Source organism: Pantoea sp. CFCC18179, from assembly GCF_059412405.1.
Window position 1 is genome coordinate 25,262 of the sequence record NZ_JBNBPM010000011.1, and the last position, 18,577, is coordinate 43,838.

Annotated in this window: 18 protein-coding genes; 11 read left to right on the forward strand and 7 right to left on the reverse strand. The window is 55.1% G+C overall.

Going from position 1 to position 18,577, the window contains the following annotated elements:
- The first annotated feature begins 111 nt into the window (after positions 1-111).
- From cytR to rraA, 5 genes are all read left to right on the forward strand, one after another.
- Positions 112-1,149 (forward strand): DNA-binding transcriptional regulator CytR, encoded by a 1,038-nt coding sequence (gene cytR, locus ACPUC7_RS18485; RefSeq protein ID WP_343554712.1) that lies wholly within the window; start codon positions 112-114, stop codon positions 1,147-1,149.
- Between the two features lie 150 nt (positions 1,150-1,299).
- On the forward strand, positions 1,300-2,193 hold the full coding sequence (gene ftsN / locus ACPUC7_RS18490; RefSeq protein WP_494923996.1) for a cell division protein FtsN: 894 nt from the start codon (positions 1,300-1,302) through the stop codon (positions 2,191-2,193).
- 104 nt (positions 2,194-2,297) lie between these two features.
- Entirely contained in the window at positions 2,298-2,834 is a 537-nt protein-coding gene (hslV, locus tag ACPUC7_RS18495) for an ATP-dependent protease subunit HslV (protein ID WP_008109674.1), read from the forward strand.
- 5 nt (positions 2,835-2,839) lie between these two features.
- Positions 2,840-4,177, forward strand: coding sequence for an ATP-dependent protease ATPase subunit HslU (gene hslU, locus ACPUC7_RS18500; protein WP_343554714.1), 1,338 nt, complete (start codon positions 2,840-2,842; stop codon positions 4,175-4,177).
- A gap of 152 nt (positions 4,178-4,329) precedes the next feature.
- Positions 4,330-4,815 (forward strand): ribonuclease E activity regulator RraA, encoded by a 486-nt coding sequence (gene rraA, locus ACPUC7_RS18505; protein ID WP_343554715.1) that lies wholly within the window; start codon positions 4,330-4,332, stop codon positions 4,813-4,815.
- Positions 4,816-4,865: 50 nt separating this feature from the next.
- Here rraA and zapB read toward each other — a convergent pair whose 3' ends face one another.
- On the reverse strand, positions 4,866-5,105 hold the full coding sequence (gene zapB, locus ACPUC7_RS18510) for a cell division protein ZapB (RefSeq protein WP_007885384.1): 240 nt from the start codon (positions 5,103-5,105) through the stop codon (positions 4,866-4,868).
- Positions 5,106-5,524: 419 nt separating this feature from the next.
- Here zapB and ACPUC7_RS18515 point away from each other — a divergent pair, with 419 nt between their 5' ends.
- The 3 genes from ACPUC7_RS18515 to glpX all read left to right on the forward strand — a co-directional run bounded on the left by ACPUC7_RS18515 (position 5,525) and on the right by glpX (position 9,025).
- Positions 5,525-6,379, forward strand: a complete 855-nt coding sequence (locus tag ACPUC7_RS18515; RefSeq protein ID WP_494923997.1) for an MIP/aquaporin family protein — start codon at positions 5,525-5,527, stop codon at positions 6,377-6,379.
- Between the two features lie 30 nt (positions 6,380-6,409).
- The gene (gene glpK, locus ACPUC7_RS18520) at positions 6,410-7,918 is read left to right on the forward strand and encodes a glycerol kinase GlpK (RefSeq protein WP_343554717.1); all 1,509 of its coding nucleotides are present in this window, start codon (positions 6,410-6,412) and stop codon (positions 7,916-7,918) included.
- Positions 7,919-8,014: 96 nt separating this feature from the next.
- Positions 8,015-9,025 (forward strand): class II fructose-bisphosphatase, encoded by a 1,011-nt coding sequence (glpX, locus tag ACPUC7_RS18525; protein WP_494923998.1) that lies wholly within the window; start codon positions 8,015-8,017, stop codon positions 9,023-9,025.
- Here glpX and emrD read toward each other — a convergent pair.
- Positions 9,015-10,211 carry a multidrug efflux MFS transporter EmrD gene (emrD, locus tag ACPUC7_RS18530; RefSeq protein ID WP_494923999.1) on the reverse strand — a complete coding sequence of 399 codons (1,197 nt, stop codon included), beginning with the start codon at positions 10,209-10,211 and terminating at the stop codon, positions 9,015-9,017. The genes glpX and emrD overlap by 11 nt on opposite strands.
- Before the next feature lie 288 nt (positions 10,212-10,499).
- Between emrD and fpr the strand changes: the two genes are divergently transcribed.
- From fpr to tpiA, 3 genes are all read left to right on the forward strand, one after another.
- Entirely contained in the window at positions 10,500-11,246 is a 747-nt protein-coding gene (fpr, locus tag ACPUC7_RS18535; protein WP_343554535.1) for a ferredoxin--NADP(+) reductase, read from the forward strand.
- 106 nt (positions 11,247-11,352) lie between these two features.
- The gene (locus ACPUC7_RS18540) at positions 11,353-11,943 is read left to right on the forward strand and encodes a YiiQ family protein (RefSeq protein ID WP_494924000.1); all 591 of its coding nucleotides are present in this window, start codon (positions 11,353-11,355) and stop codon (positions 11,941-11,943) included.
- A gap of 120 nt (positions 11,944-12,063) precedes the next feature.
- Complete coding sequence (gene tpiA / locus ACPUC7_RS18545; RefSeq protein WP_343554537.1) at positions 12,064-12,831, forward strand: triose-phosphate isomerase; 768 nt, start codon at positions 12,064-12,066, stop codon at positions 12,829-12,831.
- Positions 12,832-12,930: 99 nt separating this feature from the next.
- Here tpiA and ACPUC7_RS18550 read toward each other — a convergent pair whose 3' ends face one another.
- The 5 genes from ACPUC7_RS18550 to ACPUC7_RS18570 all read right to left on the reverse strand — a co-directional run bounded on the left by ACPUC7_RS18550 (position 12,931) and on the right by ACPUC7_RS18570 (position 18,391).
- Positions 12,931-13,689, reverse strand: coding sequence for a CDP-diacylglycerol diphosphatase (locus ACPUC7_RS18550; protein ID WP_494924061.1), 759 nt, complete (start codon positions 13,687-13,689; stop codon positions 12,931-12,933).
- Positions 13,690-13,752: 63 nt separating this feature from the next.
- Positions 13,753-15,051: a histidinol dehydrogenase gene (hisD, locus tag ACPUC7_RS18555; protein WP_494924001.1), complete on the reverse strand. Its 1,299-nt coding sequence runs from the start codon at positions 15,049-15,051 to the stop codon at positions 13,753-13,755.
- Positions 15,048-16,202 carry a nuclear transport factor 2 family protein gene (locus tag ACPUC7_RS18560; protein WP_343554539.1) on the reverse strand — a complete coding sequence of 385 codons (1,155 nt, stop codon included), beginning with the start codon at positions 16,200-16,202 and terminating at the stop codon, positions 15,048-15,050. Before ACPUC7_RS18560 ends, hisD begins: the two co-directional genes overlap by 4 nt.
- Positions 16,203-16,355: 153 nt before the next feature.
- On the reverse strand, positions 16,356-17,324 hold the full coding sequence (locus ACPUC7_RS18565; protein WP_494924002.1) for a nuclear transport factor 2 family protein: 969 nt from the start codon (positions 17,322-17,324) through the stop codon (positions 16,356-16,358).
- On the reverse strand, positions 17,324-18,391 hold the full coding sequence (locus tag ACPUC7_RS18570) for a LacI family DNA-binding transcriptional regulator (protein ID WP_494924003.1): 1,068 nt from the start codon (positions 18,389-18,391) through the stop codon (positions 17,324-17,326). Before ACPUC7_RS18570 ends, ACPUC7_RS18565 begins: the two co-directional genes overlap by 1 nt.
- Positions 18,392-18,577: the final 186 nt, after the last annotated feature.

Consider the following 18,577-nt stretch of genomic DNA (forward strand, 5'->3'; position numbering starts at 1 on the left):
TGCAAATTAAGTAACAACCCGGCGCTACCTTGGGTTAACAATAGTGCCGTCCCGGTTGAAGCCCGGCAATGTCTGAAAATCAATGCGCTGTACCGCGTCAGGAGTTATACGTTGGACCAGAAGCAACCCTCAACCACCGCCACCATGAAAGATGTGGCCGAGCAAGCCGGCGTTTCCACCGCGACGGTTTCACGTGCGTTGATGAATCCAGAAAAAGTCTCAGCCGCTACCCGGCTCAAAGTAGAAAAAGCGGTCATTGACGTCGGTTACGCACCGCACGGTTTGGCGCGCAACGCTAAGCGCGGCGAAACGCAAACCATTCTGGTGATTGTGCCGGACATCTGCGATCCGTTCTTCAGTGAGATCATTCGTGGCGTGGAAGTTACCGCGGCGCGTGAAGGTTATTTGGTGTTAATTGGCGATTGCGCGCATCAGAACCAACAGGAAAAAACCTTCCTTAATTTAATGCTGACACGCCAAATTGACGGCATGGTGCTGTTGGGTTCGCAACTGCCGTTTGAAGCCGGGATTGAAGATCAACGCAATCTGCCGCCAATGGTGATGGGCAACGAATTTGCACCGGAAATGGCGTTGCCAACCGTGCACATCGATAATCTGACCGCCGCGTTTGAAGCCGTGAATCATTTGCTGCAACTCGGCCATCGCCAAATCGCCTGCATCACCGGGCCGGAACACATCCCGCTGAGCCAATATCGCTTGCAGGGCTATATTCAGGCGCTACGCCGCAGCAATATCGCCATTGATCCTACAATGATTGTGCACGGCGATTTTACCTTTGAAGCGGGCGCTAATGCGTTGAAACAGTTGATGAGTTTGCCGCAGCCGCCGAAAGCGATTTTCTGCCACAGCGATTTGATGGCGCTGGGTGCGATGAATCAGGCGCGCAAACTCGGCATGCGTATTCCGCAGGATTTGTCGGTTGTCGGCTTTGATGATATCGAACTGGCGCAATACTACGATCCGCCGCTGACCACCGTGGCGCAGCCGCGTTTTGCCATTGGTCGTGAAGCGATGCTGTTGCTGCTGGATGAGTTGCAGGGCAAACGCGTTAACAACGGTTCGCGCCTACTGGACGCCGAATTACGCGTGCGCGGCAGCACTGCACCGGCAGCAAAACGCGAAAAATAACCTTCGCTGTCATCTTTTTCAGCGGATTCTGAAGGCAGACTCTGCTGGTCAAAGTTCCAGCCCTTGCGTAACATGGCGCACTCATTGCCGGGCGATTAACAGCACATTTACATGCCCATTGGCATTTTTTTGAAGGGTAGCAGAACGAAAGTGGCACAGAAAGATTATGTAGGCCGCGGGCGTTCAACAGGGACGCGTCGCAAAAAACCGGCCAGCCGCAGCAAGAAAAGCAAAGGCGGCTCAGGCACTTCAAAACTCATGATGGTATTGGCCGTCGCCGTGCTGGTCACCTTTGCCGGTGGTTTATGGTTCATCTCGCACCATAAAAAAGAAGAGATTGAAGTGGTTCCCAATCATAAAGCCACCGGAAACGGCTTGCCGCCGAAGCCGGAAGAGCGCTGGAAGTACATCAAAGAGCTGGAAAATCGCCAAATTACCGTGCCGTCGCCGACCGAACCTTCCGCGGGTGGTAACGTGCAGTCACAAACCCAGTTGACCGATGAACAGCGCCAGTTGCTGGAGCAGATGCAGGCCGATATGCGCCAGCAGCCAACGCAATTGAATGAAGTGCCGTGGAACGAACAAACGCCGGCGCAGCGTCAGGTCACGTTGCAGCGTCAGCAGGTGCAACAACAGCAGCAACAACTTCAGCAGCAGCAGTTGCAACGTCAGCAACAGCAGCAGCGCCAACAGCAGTTGCAGCAACAGCAAGCCGCTCGCCAGCAACAACAGCAGCAAGCTGCGCCGATCACCCGTGAACCGACGCCGCAGCCAAAACCGCAGGAAACGGCCAAAGCGAAGCCTGAAGAGAAAGCTGCTTCGCAACGCTGGATGGTGCAGTGTGGTTCGTTTAAAGGCACCGATCAGGCAGAATCTGTGCGTGCAGGTCTGGCATTTGAAGGATTTGAGAGCCGCATTACCACCGGCGGAGGCTGGAATCGCGTGGTGATTGGGCCGTTCAAAGATCGCAGCAGCGCGGATAGCACCGTCAAACGTTTGCACAGCTCCGGCCACGGCAGCTGCATTCCTCTCGCCTTACCTTAAATAATTAGGGGTTGAAACTCCTCAATCCCACCCCATATCTGGTTGCATGATACTCCGCGCCGAGTGCGCGGAGTTCCTTTTCTACTGCAACAAGGGGTCTGCCCGTGACAACAATAGTAAGTGTACGACGCAACGGCCAGGTAGTGATTGGCGGTGATGGCCAGGCTACGCTCGGCAATACCGTAATGAAAGGCAACGTTAAAAAAGTCCGTCGTCTTTACAACGATAAAGTGATCGCCGGTTTTGCTGGCGGCACCGCAGATGCCTTCACCCTGTTTGAATTGTTCGAGCGCAAGCTGGAAATGCACCAAGGTCACCTGGTGAAAGCGGCGGTCGAACTGGCCAAAGATTGGCGTACCGATCGCATGCTACGTCGCCTTGAAGCGCTGTTGGCGGTGGCTGACGAAAACTCCTCATTAATCATCAGCGGCAACGGCGATGTTATCCAGCCGGAAAATGACCTGATTGCTATCGGTTCTGGTGGGCCTTACGCCCAGGCAGCGGCACGCGCGTTGCTGGAAAACACCGACATTGGTGCGCACGATATCGTTGAGAAGGCGCTGAACATCGCCGGCGATATCTGTATCTACACCAACCACAATATTAACTTCGAAGCATTACCGTCTAAGGCTAAGGACTAAACATCATGTCTGAGATGACTCCCCGCGAGATTGTCAGCGAGCTTAACCGCTTTATTATCGGCCAAGACGGCGCAAAGAAGGCGGTCGCGATCGCTCTGCGTAACCGCTGGCGCCGCATGCAGCTCGACGAAGAGCTGCGTCACGAAGTCACGCCGAAAAACATCCTGATGATTGGCCCAACCGGCGTCGGTAAAACCGAAATCGCCCGTCGTCTGGCGAAGCTGGCAAATGCGCCATTCATCAAAGTGGAAGCGACCAAATTCACCGAAGTCGGTTACGTCGGTAAAGAGGTCGATTCCATCATTCGCGATCTGACCGATTCTGCGATCAAAATGGTTCGCAGCCAGGCAATCGAGAAGAACAAATACCGCGCTGAAGAGATGGCGGAAGAGCGCATTCTCGATGTGCTGATCCCACCGGCGAAAAATAACTGGGGCCAGGCTGAGCACAACGCTGAACCTTCAGCGGCACGCCAGTCATTCCGTAAGAAGCTGCGCGAAGGCCAGCTAGACGATAAAGAAATTGAGATCGATCTGGCGGCAACCTCGGCGGGCGTTGAAATCATGGCGCCTCCGGGCATGGAAGAGATGACCAGCCAGTTGCAATCGATGTTCCAGAACCTCGGTGGACAGAAGCAGAAGCCGCGTAAGCTGAAAATCAAAGAAGCTATGAAGCTGCTGATTGAAGAAGAAGCCGCTAAGCTGGTGAATCCTGAAGAGCTGAAGCAGGACGCGATTGATGCGGTTGAGCAACACGGCATCGTGTTCATCGATGAGATCGACAAAATCTGTAAGCGCGGCGGCCAAAATGCCGGCGGCCCAGATGTGTCACGCGAAGGCGTACAGCGCGACCTTCTGCCACTGGTTGAAGGTTGCACGGTTTCCACCAAGCACGGCATGGTGAAAACTGACCACATTCTGTTTATCGCTTCCGGTGCGTTCCAGGTTGCCAGCCCTTCCGATCTGATTCCAGAACTGCAAGGTCGTCTGCCGATCCGCGTTGAGCTGCAAGCGCTAACCGTTAACGATTTCGAGCGCATCCTAACTGAGCCAAATGCGTCGGTTACCGTGCAGTACAAGGCGCTGATGGGCACTGAAGGCGTGAATATCGAGTTCACCGAAGATGCGGTGCGCCGTATCGCGGAAGCCGCGTGGCAGGTTAACGAAACCACCGAGAACATCGGTGCGCGTCGTCTGCATACCGTGCTGGAGCGCCTGATGGAAGATATCTCCTACGACGCCAGCGATCGTAACGGCGAGTCGATCACCATCGACGCCGAGTACGTTGGTAAGCATCTGGATGAGTTGGTGGCCGACGAAGATCTCAGCCGCTTCATTCTGTAAGCACTGCTGCAAAATATCTGCCCAGCCTTTGTGCTGGGCTTTTTTTTACGCAGGATATTGATGCAGCGCTTTTTTTGCCGGTTGATGATTTTGCCAACAATCGCCAGAAAGCGATATACTTAGCGCTCCTGTGGCAAACAGACGATACCCTCATGAAATACGATACATCTGAACTCTGTGACATCTACCACGAAGCTGTGAACGTTGTTGAACCGCTTTTTTCGAACTTTGGTGGGCGCAGCTCATTCGGTGGTCAAATCACCACAGTGAAATGTTTCGAAGACAACGGCTTACTCTACGATTTGCTGGAAGAGAACGGTCGCGGTCGCGTGTTGCTGGTTGATGGCGGCGGCTCAGTACGTCGTGCATTAGTCGATGCGCAGCTGGCGAGTCTGGCAGCGCAAAATGAGTGGGAAGGTTTGGTGATTTACGGTTCGGTGCGTCAAGTTGACGACCTTGAAGAACTGGAAATCGGCATTCAGGCGATTGCGGCGATTCCGGTAGGCGCAGCAGGCGAAGGGATTGGCGAAAGTGACGTGCGCGTTAACTTTGGCGGCGTAACCTTCTTCTCTGGTGACCATCTGTATGCCGATAATACTGGCATCATCCTGTCTGAAGACGCACTCGACATCGAGTAAGCCGCAACAAAAACGGGTGCCGCGGCACCCGTCGGTTCAAGCTATTACGCTTAAACCTCTTCCATTTTTCCCAGCAGTGCACGCAGACGATCCTGCCAAACGTGCTGCTCTTCTTTCAGATGCTGATTTTCACGCACCAGCGCATCCTGGTTGCCGGAAGCCTGGCTGACTTCGTTCTTCAGCGTATTGTTTTGCTCTTTCAGCTCTTCAATTTCCATCTGCAGCAGCGTGATGGTATCAATCGCCTGCTGTACTTTCGCTTCCAGTTTCTCGAACACTTCAAATGACATCTTTCTGACCTCTCCTAAATCTTGCAAGGCGTTGATAGGGCGAGCGCTTGCCTTAATATGGTGCGCTCAGCCACGATGACTCGATTGTATGTAGCCAAACCCAGCAAGTCCAGCGGCACAAGGCTTGAGCGGTCAGTCTGTAACACTTTTCAGCTTATGCCTAAAAAAATGCGCACCTTCGCGCATTTGTGGCTGCGCTCACGAAACTGAAGCGGTCGTAGCGAGACAAATCGGAGCTAAAGAAACGCAAAATACGCGAAAACGCGCATTTTTATGACGCAGCACACAATTTTCAATTTCGCTATTTCTCGTTTATGCTCGTTAACGATAAATTCACATCAACCCTACAATGAAGGCTGGGCGACTCATGGATGAGAACAACAACTGATAAAATTTAACCTCGCTTCAGGAATTCCATTATGAGTCAGACAACGAACACACTTAAAGGTCAATGCATCGCCGAATTCCTCGGCACCGGTTTGATCATCTTTTTTGGTGCAGGCTGCGTGGCTGCACTGAAACTGGCCGGTGCGGCATTCGGTCAGTGGGAAATTTGTATCATCTGGGGTTTAGCAGTATCCATGGCTGTCTATCTCAGTGCCGGTGTTTCAGGCGCGCATCTTAACCCAGCAGTCACCGTCGCGCTGTGCCTGTTCGCCAATTTTGAAGGTCGTAAAGTTATTCCTTATATTCTGGCGCAGGTTGCCGGCGCGTTCTGCGCTGCCGCGCTGGTCTACGGTCTCTACTACAATTTGTTCTTTGATTATGAAGCAGCTCACCAGATGGTGCGCGGCAGTGTGGAAAGCATCGATCTGGCCGGTATCTTCTCTACCTACCCGAACCCACACATCAGCGTTCCGCAGGCGTTCCTGGTTGAGATGGTGATTACCGCAGTGCTGATGGCAGTAATCATGGCGCTGACCGACGACGGCAACGGCGTACCGCGTGGTCCGTTAGCACCGCTGTTAATTGGTCTGCTGGTGGCGATTATTGGTGGCTCAATGGGTCCACTGACCGGCTTCGCCCTTAACCCGGCGCGTGACTTCGGTCCAAAACTGTTCGCGTTCCTTGCAGGTTGGGGCAACGTAGCCTTCACCGGCGGCAAAGATATTCCTTACTTCCTGGTTCCGATTTTTGGCCCGCTGGTCGGTGCTTGCCTCGGAGCCTTCGGTTACCGTTCACTGATTGGCCGCCATCTGCCAGTTAATGTCGTAGCGGAAACCAACACAGCAGAAAAACCGGTTGCGCGTGCACAGCAGCAGCGTAAAGCCTAAGTTTCATCGATACCACATCAGGAAAGCACAATGACTACTGATAAAAAATATATAGTTGCACTCGATCAAGGTACCACCAGCTCACGCGCCGTCGTGCTTGATCATGATGCCAACATCGTTGCGGTTTCTCAGCGCGAATTTACCCAGATCTACCCGAAAGCGGGTTGGGTTGAACATGATCCAATGGATATTTGGGCGTCACAAAGCTCAACGTTAGTTGAAGTGCTGGCCCATGCCGACATTAACTCGGATCAAATCGCGGCGATTGGTATCACCAACCAGCGTGAAACCGCCATCGTGTGGGATAAAGAGACCGGCAAGCCGGTTTACAACGCCATCGTTTGGCAAGATCCACGCACCGCCGATTACTGCAACAAGCTGAAGAAAGAAGGTCTGGAAGAGTACATCCAGCACACCACCGGTTTGGTGATTAACCCGTACTTCTCCGGTACCAAAGTGAAGTGGATTCTCGACAACGTGGAAGGCGCGCGTGAGCGTGCAAAACGCGGCGAGCTGCTGTTCGGTACTGTTGATACCTGGCTGATTTGGAAAATGACGCAAGGACGTGTACATGTTACCGATCACACCAACGCCTCACGTACCATGATGTACAACATCCACAAGCTGGAGTGGGACGATCGCATGCTGGAGATCCTGGATATTCCGCGCGAAATGCTGCCGGAAGTGAAAGGTTCTTCAGAAGTGTACGGCCAAACCAACATTGGTGGTAAAGGCGGTACGCGTATTCCCATCGCCGGTATCGCCGGTGACCAGCAAGCGGCGCTGTATGGCCAGCTGTGCGTACAACCTGGCATGGCGAAAAACACCTACGGCACCGGCTGCTTCATGCTGATGAACACCGGTACCGAAGCGGTCACCTCAACCCACGGCCTGCTGACCACCATCGCTTGCGGTCCACGCGGTGAAGTGAACTATGCGCTGGAAGGTGCGGTATTCATCGGTGGTGCGTCGATTCAGTGGCTGCGTGATGAGATGAAGCTGATCAGCGATTCCACTGATTCTGAGTACTTCGCGCTGAAAGTGAAAGACACCAACGGCGTCTACATGGTGCCAGCCTTCACCGGTTTGGGTGCGCCATATTGGGATCCGTATGCACGTGGCGCCATCTTCGGCCTGACGCGCGGTGCCAATGCTAACCACATCATCCGTGCCACGCTGGAATCAATCGCATACCAGACGCGCGACGTGCTGGAAGCGATGCAGAACGATGCGGGTACGCGCCTGCAATCACTGCGCGTGGATGGCGGTGCGGTTGCCAACAACTTCCTGATGCAGTTCCAGTCTGACATTCTCGGCACGCGCGTTGAGCGTCCGGAAGTGCGTGAAGTCACCGCGTTGGGTGCCGCGTATCTGGCGGGTCTGGCGGTTGGTTTCTGGAGCGATTTGGATGAAGTGCGCGCCAAAGCAGTGATTGAACGCGAGTTCCGTCCAAGCATCGAAACCACCGAACGTAACGTGCGTTACGCTGGCTGGAAGAAAGCGGTTGCTCGCGCCAAAGCGTGGGAAGACGAAGAGTAACATCCTGCTGACCCGCGGCGCCCTGCCGCGGGTTTTTCCCCTGCCACTCTCCCCCGCTGTGTTAAACTGCCTGCCTGTTTTTTATCAGGTGCCACCATGAAACGAGAACTCGCGATTGAATTTTCCCGTGTGACCGAAGCCGCTGCATTAGCGGGCTATCACTGGTTAGGACGCGGCGATAAAAATGCGGCCGACGGCGCTGCCGTTCACGCCATGCGCATTATGCTCAACACCATCGATATCGACGGCCAGATTGTGATCGGCGAAGGCGAAATCGACGAAGCGCCGATGCTGTATATCGGTGAGAAAGTCGGAACCGGCCAAGGCGATGCGGTGGATATCGCCGTGGATCCGATTGAAGGCACGCGCATGACGGCGATGGGCCAGGCCAATGCGCTGGCGGTGCTGGCGGTTGGTGATAAAGGCAGTTTCCTGCACGCACCTGATATGTATATGGAAAAGCTGATTGTTGGTCCCGGCGCACGCGGTGCTATCGATCTCAATCTGCCGCTCGACATCAATCTAAAAAACATCGCGCTGGCGCTGGGCAAACCGCTCAGCCAGCTGACGGTTTCAATCCTCGCTAAGCCGCGTCACGATGCGGTGATTGCGCAACTGCAACAGCTCGGCGTGCGCGTGTTCAGCTTCCCGGATGGCGATGTCGCGGCCTCGATTCTGACCTGCATGCCGGATAGCGAAGTGGATGTGATGTACGGCATTGGCGGCGCGCCGGAAGGCGTGGTGTCAGCGGCGGTGATTCGTGCAATGGACGGCGACATGCAAGCTCGTTTACTGGCACGTCATCACGTTAAAGGTGATACGGAAGAGAATCGTCGTTTAGGCGAGAATGAACTGCAACGCTGCGCTGAAATGGGCATTGAAGCCGGGCAGGTGCTGAAGCTGGAACAAATGGCGCGCAACGATAACGTGATCTTTGCTGCCACTGGCATTACCACCGGTGATTTGCTGAAAGGCATCACGCGCAACGGCAATATCGCAACGACGGAAACGCTGCTGGTGCGCGGCAAATCGCGCACCATTCGCCGCATCCAGTCAATCCACTATCTGGATCGCAAAGACGCGGCGTTGCATCAATTTATCCTGTAATCGCCTGCTTGCCGCTCTCCGGATGACGTGAGAGCGGCCACCAGCACAGCAACATCACCAGCGAAGTAACAAACATCAACATGCCCAGGCTGGATTGATCATGCTGCGGCAACAGCGCAGATAGCCACGCCACCACGCCCGAACCGAGATTCTGCAAACCACCAATCAGCGCACCGGCGCTACCGGCCAGCCACGCATACGGCTCCATCGCGCCAGACGTTGCCAGCGGGAACAACATGCCTGCGCCGAAGAAGAACAGCGCGGCGGGCACCAGCAAAGTCCAGATGTTCATCACGCCAAACCACGCCGGAACCCACATCAACAATCCCGCCAGCAAACAACTGTTCACGCCATACCACATCAGCGTGTGCCAGGATTTCTGCTCGCGTCCGGCAAACCACGCGCCAAAGAACGCCGCCGGAATCGGCAAGATGAACAGAATGCTGACGGTTAACCCATCCAACCCCAACACGCCGCCCATTAGCACGCCACAGCTGGCTTCGAATACCGCAATGCCCGCCAGCGCACCAATCAGCAGCAGCAAGTAGCGCACGAAGTTGCCATCACTTAATAACGTGGCGTAACGACGCAGAAACGGCGTGGCAGGAGTATCTGTCGGGCGCGTTTCTGGCAGCCAGCGCGCCATCGAAGCGGTAACGCCAACGCACAGCAGCAGCAAGAAGGCGAAACAGGCGTGCCAGCCAAACAGATGCGTCAGCAGCGCGCCAATCACCGGCGCCAGCAGCGGGCTGACTAAAATGCCCATGTTGAGCAAACTGTTGGCCTGACGCAACGCAATGCCAGAGTAGAGATCACGTGGCATGGTGCGCGCCATCACGCCCGCCACGCCGGTGCCTAAACCTTGAACCGCGCTGCCGAGCACCAATATATCCAGCGATGGCGCGAACATGGCGATCAACGCGCCAACAGTAAAGATCGTCATGCCGATAAGAATCACCGGACGACGGCCAAAGCTGTCCGAGAGCGGGCCGTAGATCAGCTGCGATCCGCCGTAAGTCATCAAGTATGCAGCCATCACCTGCTGGATCGCGCCGCTGCGCACGTTGAGCGTTTCCGCCATATTGGCCATCGCCGGGACGTAGATGGTTTGTGCCATCTGCCCGACCGCCACCAGCACGATCAGCATGAATAATAGAAAGCGATTTTGCGTTTTACTTATCAACATGGAACAAAATGTCTGCCTGAGAAACAAAGAATAAGCAGCACAAAAAAGGCCACCTCGGATTTATGGCGGCAAAAATATCAGGATTGCGTGACAAATCGAGAGGCGGTGCGAAAGCTGTCAAAGCTTAGCCGTCAAGCTGTGACACCAGATTGTAAACCGCAAGCTACAGTTGCTGATCTGTGCGCTGGGTTTGTCGCTGAGAGCCCTTTACCGGACGCAAGGCTGGTAATCCGTTTAAGCGATCGCAATGATAATGATATAGATGAGTTATTAACTTGAGGAGCTGACATGGCTGAGTGGATCAATGCGGAAGTAAAAGAAGTCAAAAACTGGACCGATGCGCTGTTCAGCCTGCGCGTGGAAGCGCCAATTGATACCTTTACCGCCGGCCAATTTGCCAAGCTGGCGCTGGAAATTGATGGCGAACGCGTGCAGCGCGCTTACTCCTACGTCAACGCGCCGCAGGATTCGCTGCTGGAGTTTTATCTGGTCACCGTACCGGAAGGCAAACTCAGCCCACGCTTGCAGGCGTTGCAGCCCGGCGAACAAGTGATGGTGACCAAAGAGGCAGCTGGATTCTTTGTGCTCGACGAAATCCCCGACTGCAAAACGTTGTGGATGTTGGCAACCGGCACCGCCATCGGGCCATATTTATCGATTCTGCAACAAGGCAAAGATCTGGAGCGTTTCGATAACATCGTGCTGGTGCATGCCGCGCGTTTCGCCGATGACCTGAGTTTTCTGCCCTTAATGCAGCAGTTGCAGCAACGCTACGCCGGTAAGTTGCACATTCAAACCGTGGTGAGCCGCGAAGAGATCGCCGGGTCGCTGCATGGTCGTGTGCCACAATTAATTGAAAGCGGTGAGCTGGAGCGCGCGGTAGGTTTACCGATGACGGCGGAAACCAGTCACGTCATGCTGTGCGGCAACCCACAAATGGTGCGCGATACCCAGCAACTGCTGAAAGACACGCGTGAGATGCGTAAGCATTTCAAACGTAAACCCGGCCACATGACCAGCGAACATTACTGGTAAACCGAGTGGAACCGACAATGTGGGATTTTTCCCAGTGCGGGTTTTGACTTTCCCCGGTAAAAACCGTTCTAATCGTGGGCTAAGTGAATGATTTAGGGCCGAAGCAATGAAGAACCTGCCAGCCGCGCTGCTGCTTGGCCTCGCGCTGACATTTCCCGCCTGGGCGGAGGATGCACCTGCATTAGATCGTAGCGATCATCTGCCCGCTGCGCCCTATCTGCTGGCCGGTGCGCCAACCTTCGATATGACCGTGGCTCAGTTCCGTGAAAAGTACAATGCCGCCAATCCCGATGCGCCGTTGCAGGAATATCGCGCCATTGATAATCGCGACGATAAAAGCAATCTGACGCGTGCCGCCAGCAAAATCAGCGAAACGCTGTACGCCTCCACCGCGCTGGAGCAAGGCACCGGTAAAATCAAAACGCTGCAAATCACCTGGCTGCCGGTTCCCGGCCCCGATATGAAAGCCGCACAGGCGCGCGCCATGGATTATATGACAGCCTTGCTGCGCTTCTTCATTCCTGGCTTATCCGCCGAAGATGGGCGTAAAAAGCTCGATTCACTGCTCAGCGCTGGCAAAGGCGCACGTTATTTTGCCCGCACCGAAGGTGCCCTGCGTTTCGTGGTCGCCGACAACGGTGACAAGGGGTTAACCTTCGCGGTTGAGCCGATAAAACTGGCGCTGGCGACACCCTGATCGCACCGGCAAAAATGACGAAAAGCAAAGCCAGCAACAGATTTGATCTCTATACTGTCTCGCAGACATCGCTGCCCGATGGCAGCGCTATTTCATGAATCGCGTTATGCGGAGGAAAGAATGCGACATCCACTGGTTATGGGTAACTGGAAACTGAATGGCAGCCAAAAGCTCACTAAAGAGCTGATTGAAGGCCTGCGCAAAGAGCTGTCTGGTGTTGATGGTTGCGGCGTCGCGATTGCACCGCCAGCGATCTATCTTGATCAGGCAAAACACGCCATTTCCGGTAGCCACATTATTCTGGGTGCTCAGAACGTTGACGTTAATCTGTCTGGCGCATTCACTGGCGAAACTTCCGCAGACATGCTGAAAGACGTCGGCGCGAAATACATCATCATCGGCCACTCTGAGCGTCGTACTTACCACAAAGAGAGCGACGAGTTCATCGCGAAGAAATTCGCGGTAGTGAAAGAAGCGGGCTTGGTGCCAGTGCTGTGCATCGGTGAAACCGACGCAGAAAACGAAGCAGGCAAAACCGAAGAAGTGTGCGCACGTCAGATCGACGCCGTGCTGGAAACTCAAGGCGCAGCGGCGTTCGAAGGCGCGGTAATCGCTTACGAGCCAGTTTGGGCGATCGGTACCGGCAAATCAGCCACTCCAGCACAGGCACAAGCGGTGCACAAATTCATTCGTGACCACATCGCGAAGAAAGATGCGGCTATCGCGCAGCAAGTGATCATTCAGTACGGCGGTTCTGTGAACGACAAAAACGCCGCTGAGCTGTTCACCCAGCCAGATATCGATGGCGCGCTGGTTGGCGGTGCATCATTGAAAGCCGACGCTTTCGCTGTGATCGTTAAAGCGGCAGCAGCAGCGAAAAACGCGTAAGTTAGCGTTTTAGATGCAGAAAAGGCGGCTGATTAGCCGCCTTTTTTATTGGTCACCATAAATGGCGACCCTACGAAACATTCGATGAACGCACAGTGTTTATTGCGCCAAAATCGCGCATTTATGATCCTGCAACTCTTCTGCCGAACCGCTGTTCAATTTCAACCAATTACGCTCCAGCGCCAACAGCGCTAAACGTCCATCGGGCAGCTGCGCCAGCGCCAAACCGTATTTTCCCATTTCCGAACGTGCATGCGGTATTTCATCCGCCAAGCGGATAAACGCGCTTTGCTGCGCCAGTTCGGCAACCGAAAGCGTGCGCACCTGATAACGATGCTTACGCAGCGTTGCGCTCTGCCACTGCGCATTCAGCTTGGGCGACAACGCATCCAATTGTTGCCGCACATCGGGCCGTAAGCAGGAGATATGAATATGCAGCTGATTCTGTGTGCGGCCATATTGCGCATTAATTGCCAGCGACAGCGCGCTATCCGCAATCGGTGCGCCGCGCTTTTGTGCCAACAAAGCACGCTGCTGCCAGGCATCGGCAAACAGATTTGGCGTGGTGGGTTCAAGGATAATCGGACTTTCCATGCCGGTGATTTTTTCGATCGGCATCAACAGATATTGCAACGGACCGTTGAGATCTTTCAACGTGACGAAACCCTGCGCGCGGTTGACCTGCTGACAAGGCGCGGGTTTGCCATTGGCCGCCATATTCGGCAGGCATTTTTCATTGATGATTTGCCACAAGGCATTGGAATTCTTTTGTAAATGGATAGCGCCAGCGATCAATCCGACAATCAGCAGCACCAATAATGCGGTCAGTAACTTCAGGGTACGACGCTTGCCCTGCATAGCCAGCTTCCTCTGTTCATCACCTGCCAGCATCCTCGCCTGGCAGGTGATGAAAGTCACGGACTAATCCTCAGCGCCGCGCAGAATGGCGTCGAGTTTTTCCGGCTGCAAACGAATCTGCGCCGCACGGCGATGCGCTTGCATGCCCTCGGTACGACTTTGCCGCACCGCAGGCGCAGCAATCGCCGCAATACCGTGATCGTCAATCCATTGATGCGTGCAGGTTTTTAGATACGCGCCCACCCACAAACCGCCGGTATAACGCGCCGCCGCCATGGTGGGCAGCGTGTGGTTGGTGCCGCAGCACTTATCCGAGAACACCACGCTGGCGTTTTGCCCGATAAACAGCGAGCCATAATTGCGGATGCGTGCCGCCAACGCGTGCGCATCACGCGCATGGATCTGCAAATGCTCAGTGGCGATTTCATCGGTATACGCCACCATCGCATCTTCATCGGCGCACAGCACAATCTCGCCTTGTCGCAGCCACGCTTCACCGGCGGTTTTCGCCGTTGGCAAGGACGCCAATTGCGCCTCAATGGCATGCAACGTTGCGTGGGCCACGCGCTCACTGGTGGTCGCCAGCCCGACGCGAGTGCGCACATCATGCTCGGCTTGTGCCAGCAAATCAGCCGCCAACACGCGCGGATCGGCGCTGTCATCGGCGACGATAAAGATCTCACTCGGTCCGGCCAGCGCATCAATACCCACTTTGCCAAACACCTGACGTTTGGCTTCATTTACAAAGGCGTTGCCCGGCCCAACAATCTTATCCACCGCCGGTAACGACGCGGTACCGTACGCCATCGCCGCAATCGCCTGCGCGCCGCCGACTTTGAAGATGCGGTGTGCGCCGGCCAAATGGCAGATGGCGATCATTGCCGGATGTGCGCCCGGCGGCAGGCAAGCGATGATGTTGTCGCAGCCCGCCACCACCGCCGGCACAATCGACATCACCGGCGCGGAGAGAATCGGATAGCGTCCGCCCGGTACATAACAGCCCACGGTTTCAATCGGGATGATGCGATGTCCAAGGTGCACGCCCGGCAGCGTTTCAATTTCCAGCGGTTGCAAGGTGGCGCGTTGCGCTTCAGCAAAGCGACGCACCTGCTCAATAGCAAACTCGCTATCGCGCCGGGTTTGATCGGCCAACTGCGCCAGCGCCTGCTCAATTTCCGCCGCCGACACTTCCAACTGTTCCGGCACCACGCCATCAAATTTGCTCGAGTAATCGCGTAACGCCGCATCACCGTGCTGGCGCACATTGCTGATAATCTCACTTACCGTGGCGATCAAACTGGCATCGGCCTGCGCATCTTCCCCTGCTGCTTGCTTGATAAACTGCACGCGTTGCTTGCTCATGCTTCGCTCTCCGCCAACTGGCCCAGCTTGATTTGCGCCAGCATCGCCAGATGATCGTAAACCACCCACTCATCAACGATTTTGCCGTTCACCACGTGATAGTGGCTCATGCCCATCACCAACAAACGCTGGCCGGTCGGTTTGCCCAACTCGCCATAACCAAGATGATGTCCTTCCATCACCCAGCGCACCGCCACTTTGGTGCCGCCCTCTTCACACGGGTTGGAGCAGATATGCTGCGGCATCCACGCACCATCGGGGATCATGCCGATCAGCGCCAGGGTTTGATGGATCACCGAAGCCTGGCCGTACAACTCTTTCATCAGCGGGCCATGCCACTGCACGTTGCTGGCGTACACCTCTTTCACTTTGCCCAGCATGCGCTTGTTGTAGATCTCATGCAGCCAGCCCAACACCTGTGCTTCGGTATCGCTGTGCGCCAGCGTGTAATCCGGATCGCTTTCCGGTGGATATTGCCCCAGCAGACGACGGTTTTCGCCAATCTCGGTCAGGCGGAAACCTTTATCAAATTGCTCTTTCGCCATGTTGTAGGCGATTTGGTCGGTATCCAGCCCCAACTGGCGCATCAGCGACATGTTGTCGCTCACCACCCATTCGCGGTAAATCTTGTTTTCCAAAATCATGCAGTCCGCCACGGTGCGCGTGGTGAAAGTGCGATTGGTCGGTTTGCCATATTGGCTTGATTGTGTGTGGCGGCCGCTGCCGGTGACCAGATGCGAGGTATAGAAACCGTCCACGTCATTACCGTTCCAGATTACTTGCGTCGCCATGCCACGACGTTCCGGGAACGCCACCAAACGTTGCAGCGTATCCAGCACCACTTGCTCGCGGGTGTATATGGTGCCGAGCGCGTTATACAGCACGCAGTTGTGGGTGTAATGGCTGTAGATCAGCCCGACATCGCGCTCGTCCCAAATTTTGTGGGTACAACGCACGATGTAATCGACGATATCGGTATAGCAAGGATCGAAACCGCGCATTGGCTGCACCCGCGCCCGATTCTCCGGCACCAGATCGACAAAATCACGACGCTCAACCTGTAAAACCGGTTCGGCGTGGCTGCGGGCTGAGGTTTTTTCTGCGCTCTTTTCACTGGCGGTGGCTTTATTAGCCGTGTCGGTTGTAGACATAAACACTCCTGCTTTTGACGAATTTAGGGTGAGCGCGGTCCCCGCAATGAAGCGCTGCCGATTCACCCGGCTGAATTTAGGGTGCAAAACGCCGTCGGTTATTAAGGGAATTAATAACCGTGACGTAATGCGTTATTTAAAAGTGCTGATTAATCAGCTCAGTAGCTGAAGCCGAATAGAGAGTTCATCGATACCAAGATATTCGCGAATAATCACACCATCGCGTAATTCCAAATGGGTAATTCCCGAAATACACACCGGCTTACGCGATGGCGGACCAAATTTGCCGTAGCCGTCGTGCCAGCTTAATAACGACCAGCGCAGGCTGATGCGCACCGGTTCGTTGGCATCGCGGCGCACCACTAAGTGATGCAATTGAGTTTCGCTGTCAGCAAACGACGCACGATAACCCGACAGGAAGCTGCCAATTTCCTGTTCGCCAGTAAAGCTGCTGTGGCCCGGCCCGTGCAAGGTAGCGGCGGGATGATAAACGCCCGGCACCACGCCGCTGTTGCCGCCCGCCCACATGCTGAGATAGCGCTCAATTAATCCGGCGAGCGCGCCTTCGGCATCATCGCCATCCGGGCCGCCAGCCCAACGCGCTTCCAATTCTTCCGGCGTAGGCATCTCCAAATTTTGCTGCTGGCGCATTTGCGTCAAATGTTGCGCAAAATCCGCCACGTTGGTGCCAATCTGCGCCAAAATCCCGGCACGATCCTGCAACAACCACTCTTGTTCAACCAGCCCATCACGACAGATGCGATCCGCGAAGGTGCGCACCCACACGGTTTTACCGCTCGGCACGCCAAAGAAGCCGTCGCCCAGATGCTGGATGCGCGCTTGCGTACGTTGCGACGCATACCAACAGGTATCGCCTTCACGCGCGGTGAGAATATCTTCGGTCAGCACTTGTCGCTGCGGGAAGCAATGCAACGCTTCCAGCGTTAAACGCATGAAATCATTCAGTTCGGTCAGGCGCTTTTCCGGTGTATGAAACACTACCGGCGTGGCGTAGAAATCGGCCAGTTGTCCGATATCCTTTTGCTCCCACACCACATGCGTGAGCGTCAGGATGAACTGCTGAATAGAATCAAACTGGGGACTGAAACCCGGCAATCGCATTACTCAACCTCCTCAGAACGAAATAGCAGTTGGCCGTTCTCTTCCACTACGCCATGACGCGGACGTCGCGCGGAGTGCCGCACCACCAAGGTGCCGGGAATCACAATTTGCTCCGGCGCCATCACCGCGCTGTCGATTTGTTGCATCAGCAATCCAATGGTGCGCTGTACCATTACTTCAACCGGCTGGCTGATTGAAGTCAGCGCATACGAAGGCCAACCCGCCGGGCCGACATCGTCATAGCCCACCACGGAAACATCCTGGGGGATGCGCAGGCCGAATTCGTAACGCGCCACATCCATCACCGTCAGCGCCATGTGATCGTTAACCGCAAATACTGCATCCGGTGGCGCAGCACTACTGAACAATTGGCGCGCCACCTGCGCGGTGTGTTCGCTGCTGTTCTCGCCAGACACAACAATAACCTCATGCTGGCACGACTGAAGCGCATCGCGGAAACCCTCTAAGCGCAACTGATTCACCGAAGCGTTATCGGCGCCGGTTACACAGGCAAAACGTTGATGTTCGCCTGCCAATAAAAACTCGGCGATTTGTCGTGCGGCGGCACGGTTGTCGGTATTGACGCTGGATGCCATGCCGCTTTCGGCGGTGCGATTGAACAGCACCACTGGGATGCCTGCGCCGTGGCACTCTTCCGACAATTCATCGGATAACGCGCCGGATGCCAACACAATGCCATCGACACGGTACTGCATGATCTGGTCGAAGATGCGATCAACATTGCTGTCGCGATCGCTGACGAACAGCAGCAAATGGTAGTTAAGCGCATCCAACTCACGTCCCAGCGCTTCCAGCACATGCGGATAGAACGGGTTATCGAAACAGGAGATCACCACGCCGACAATGCGTGAGCGTGCGGTGTTCAGCGAACGTGCCAGCGCGTTGGGGCGATAACCTAACTCGCGGGCAGATTGCAGCACCTTTTCACGCGTTGCCGGGGCAATGCTGGCTCCGGGCGTGAAGGTGCGCGACACCGCCGACTGCGAAACGCCAGCGTGCTGCGCAACTTGTTGTGAGGTCACTGGACCGAAGGTCTTACGTTTCATGGCGTTATCTTCCTGTTTAGCACACTGATGCGCGGGTGACTGCCGGGCATTGTAGCCAATTTCACCGGCCAGACTCACCTGCTTCGGTGTGTGTTTTTTACTCTTACACCAGTTTTGCATGCGTATGCAACAGACAATAACTTTTTTTTCACAATGCCAAGCACGCACTTTACAAACCTGAAATCA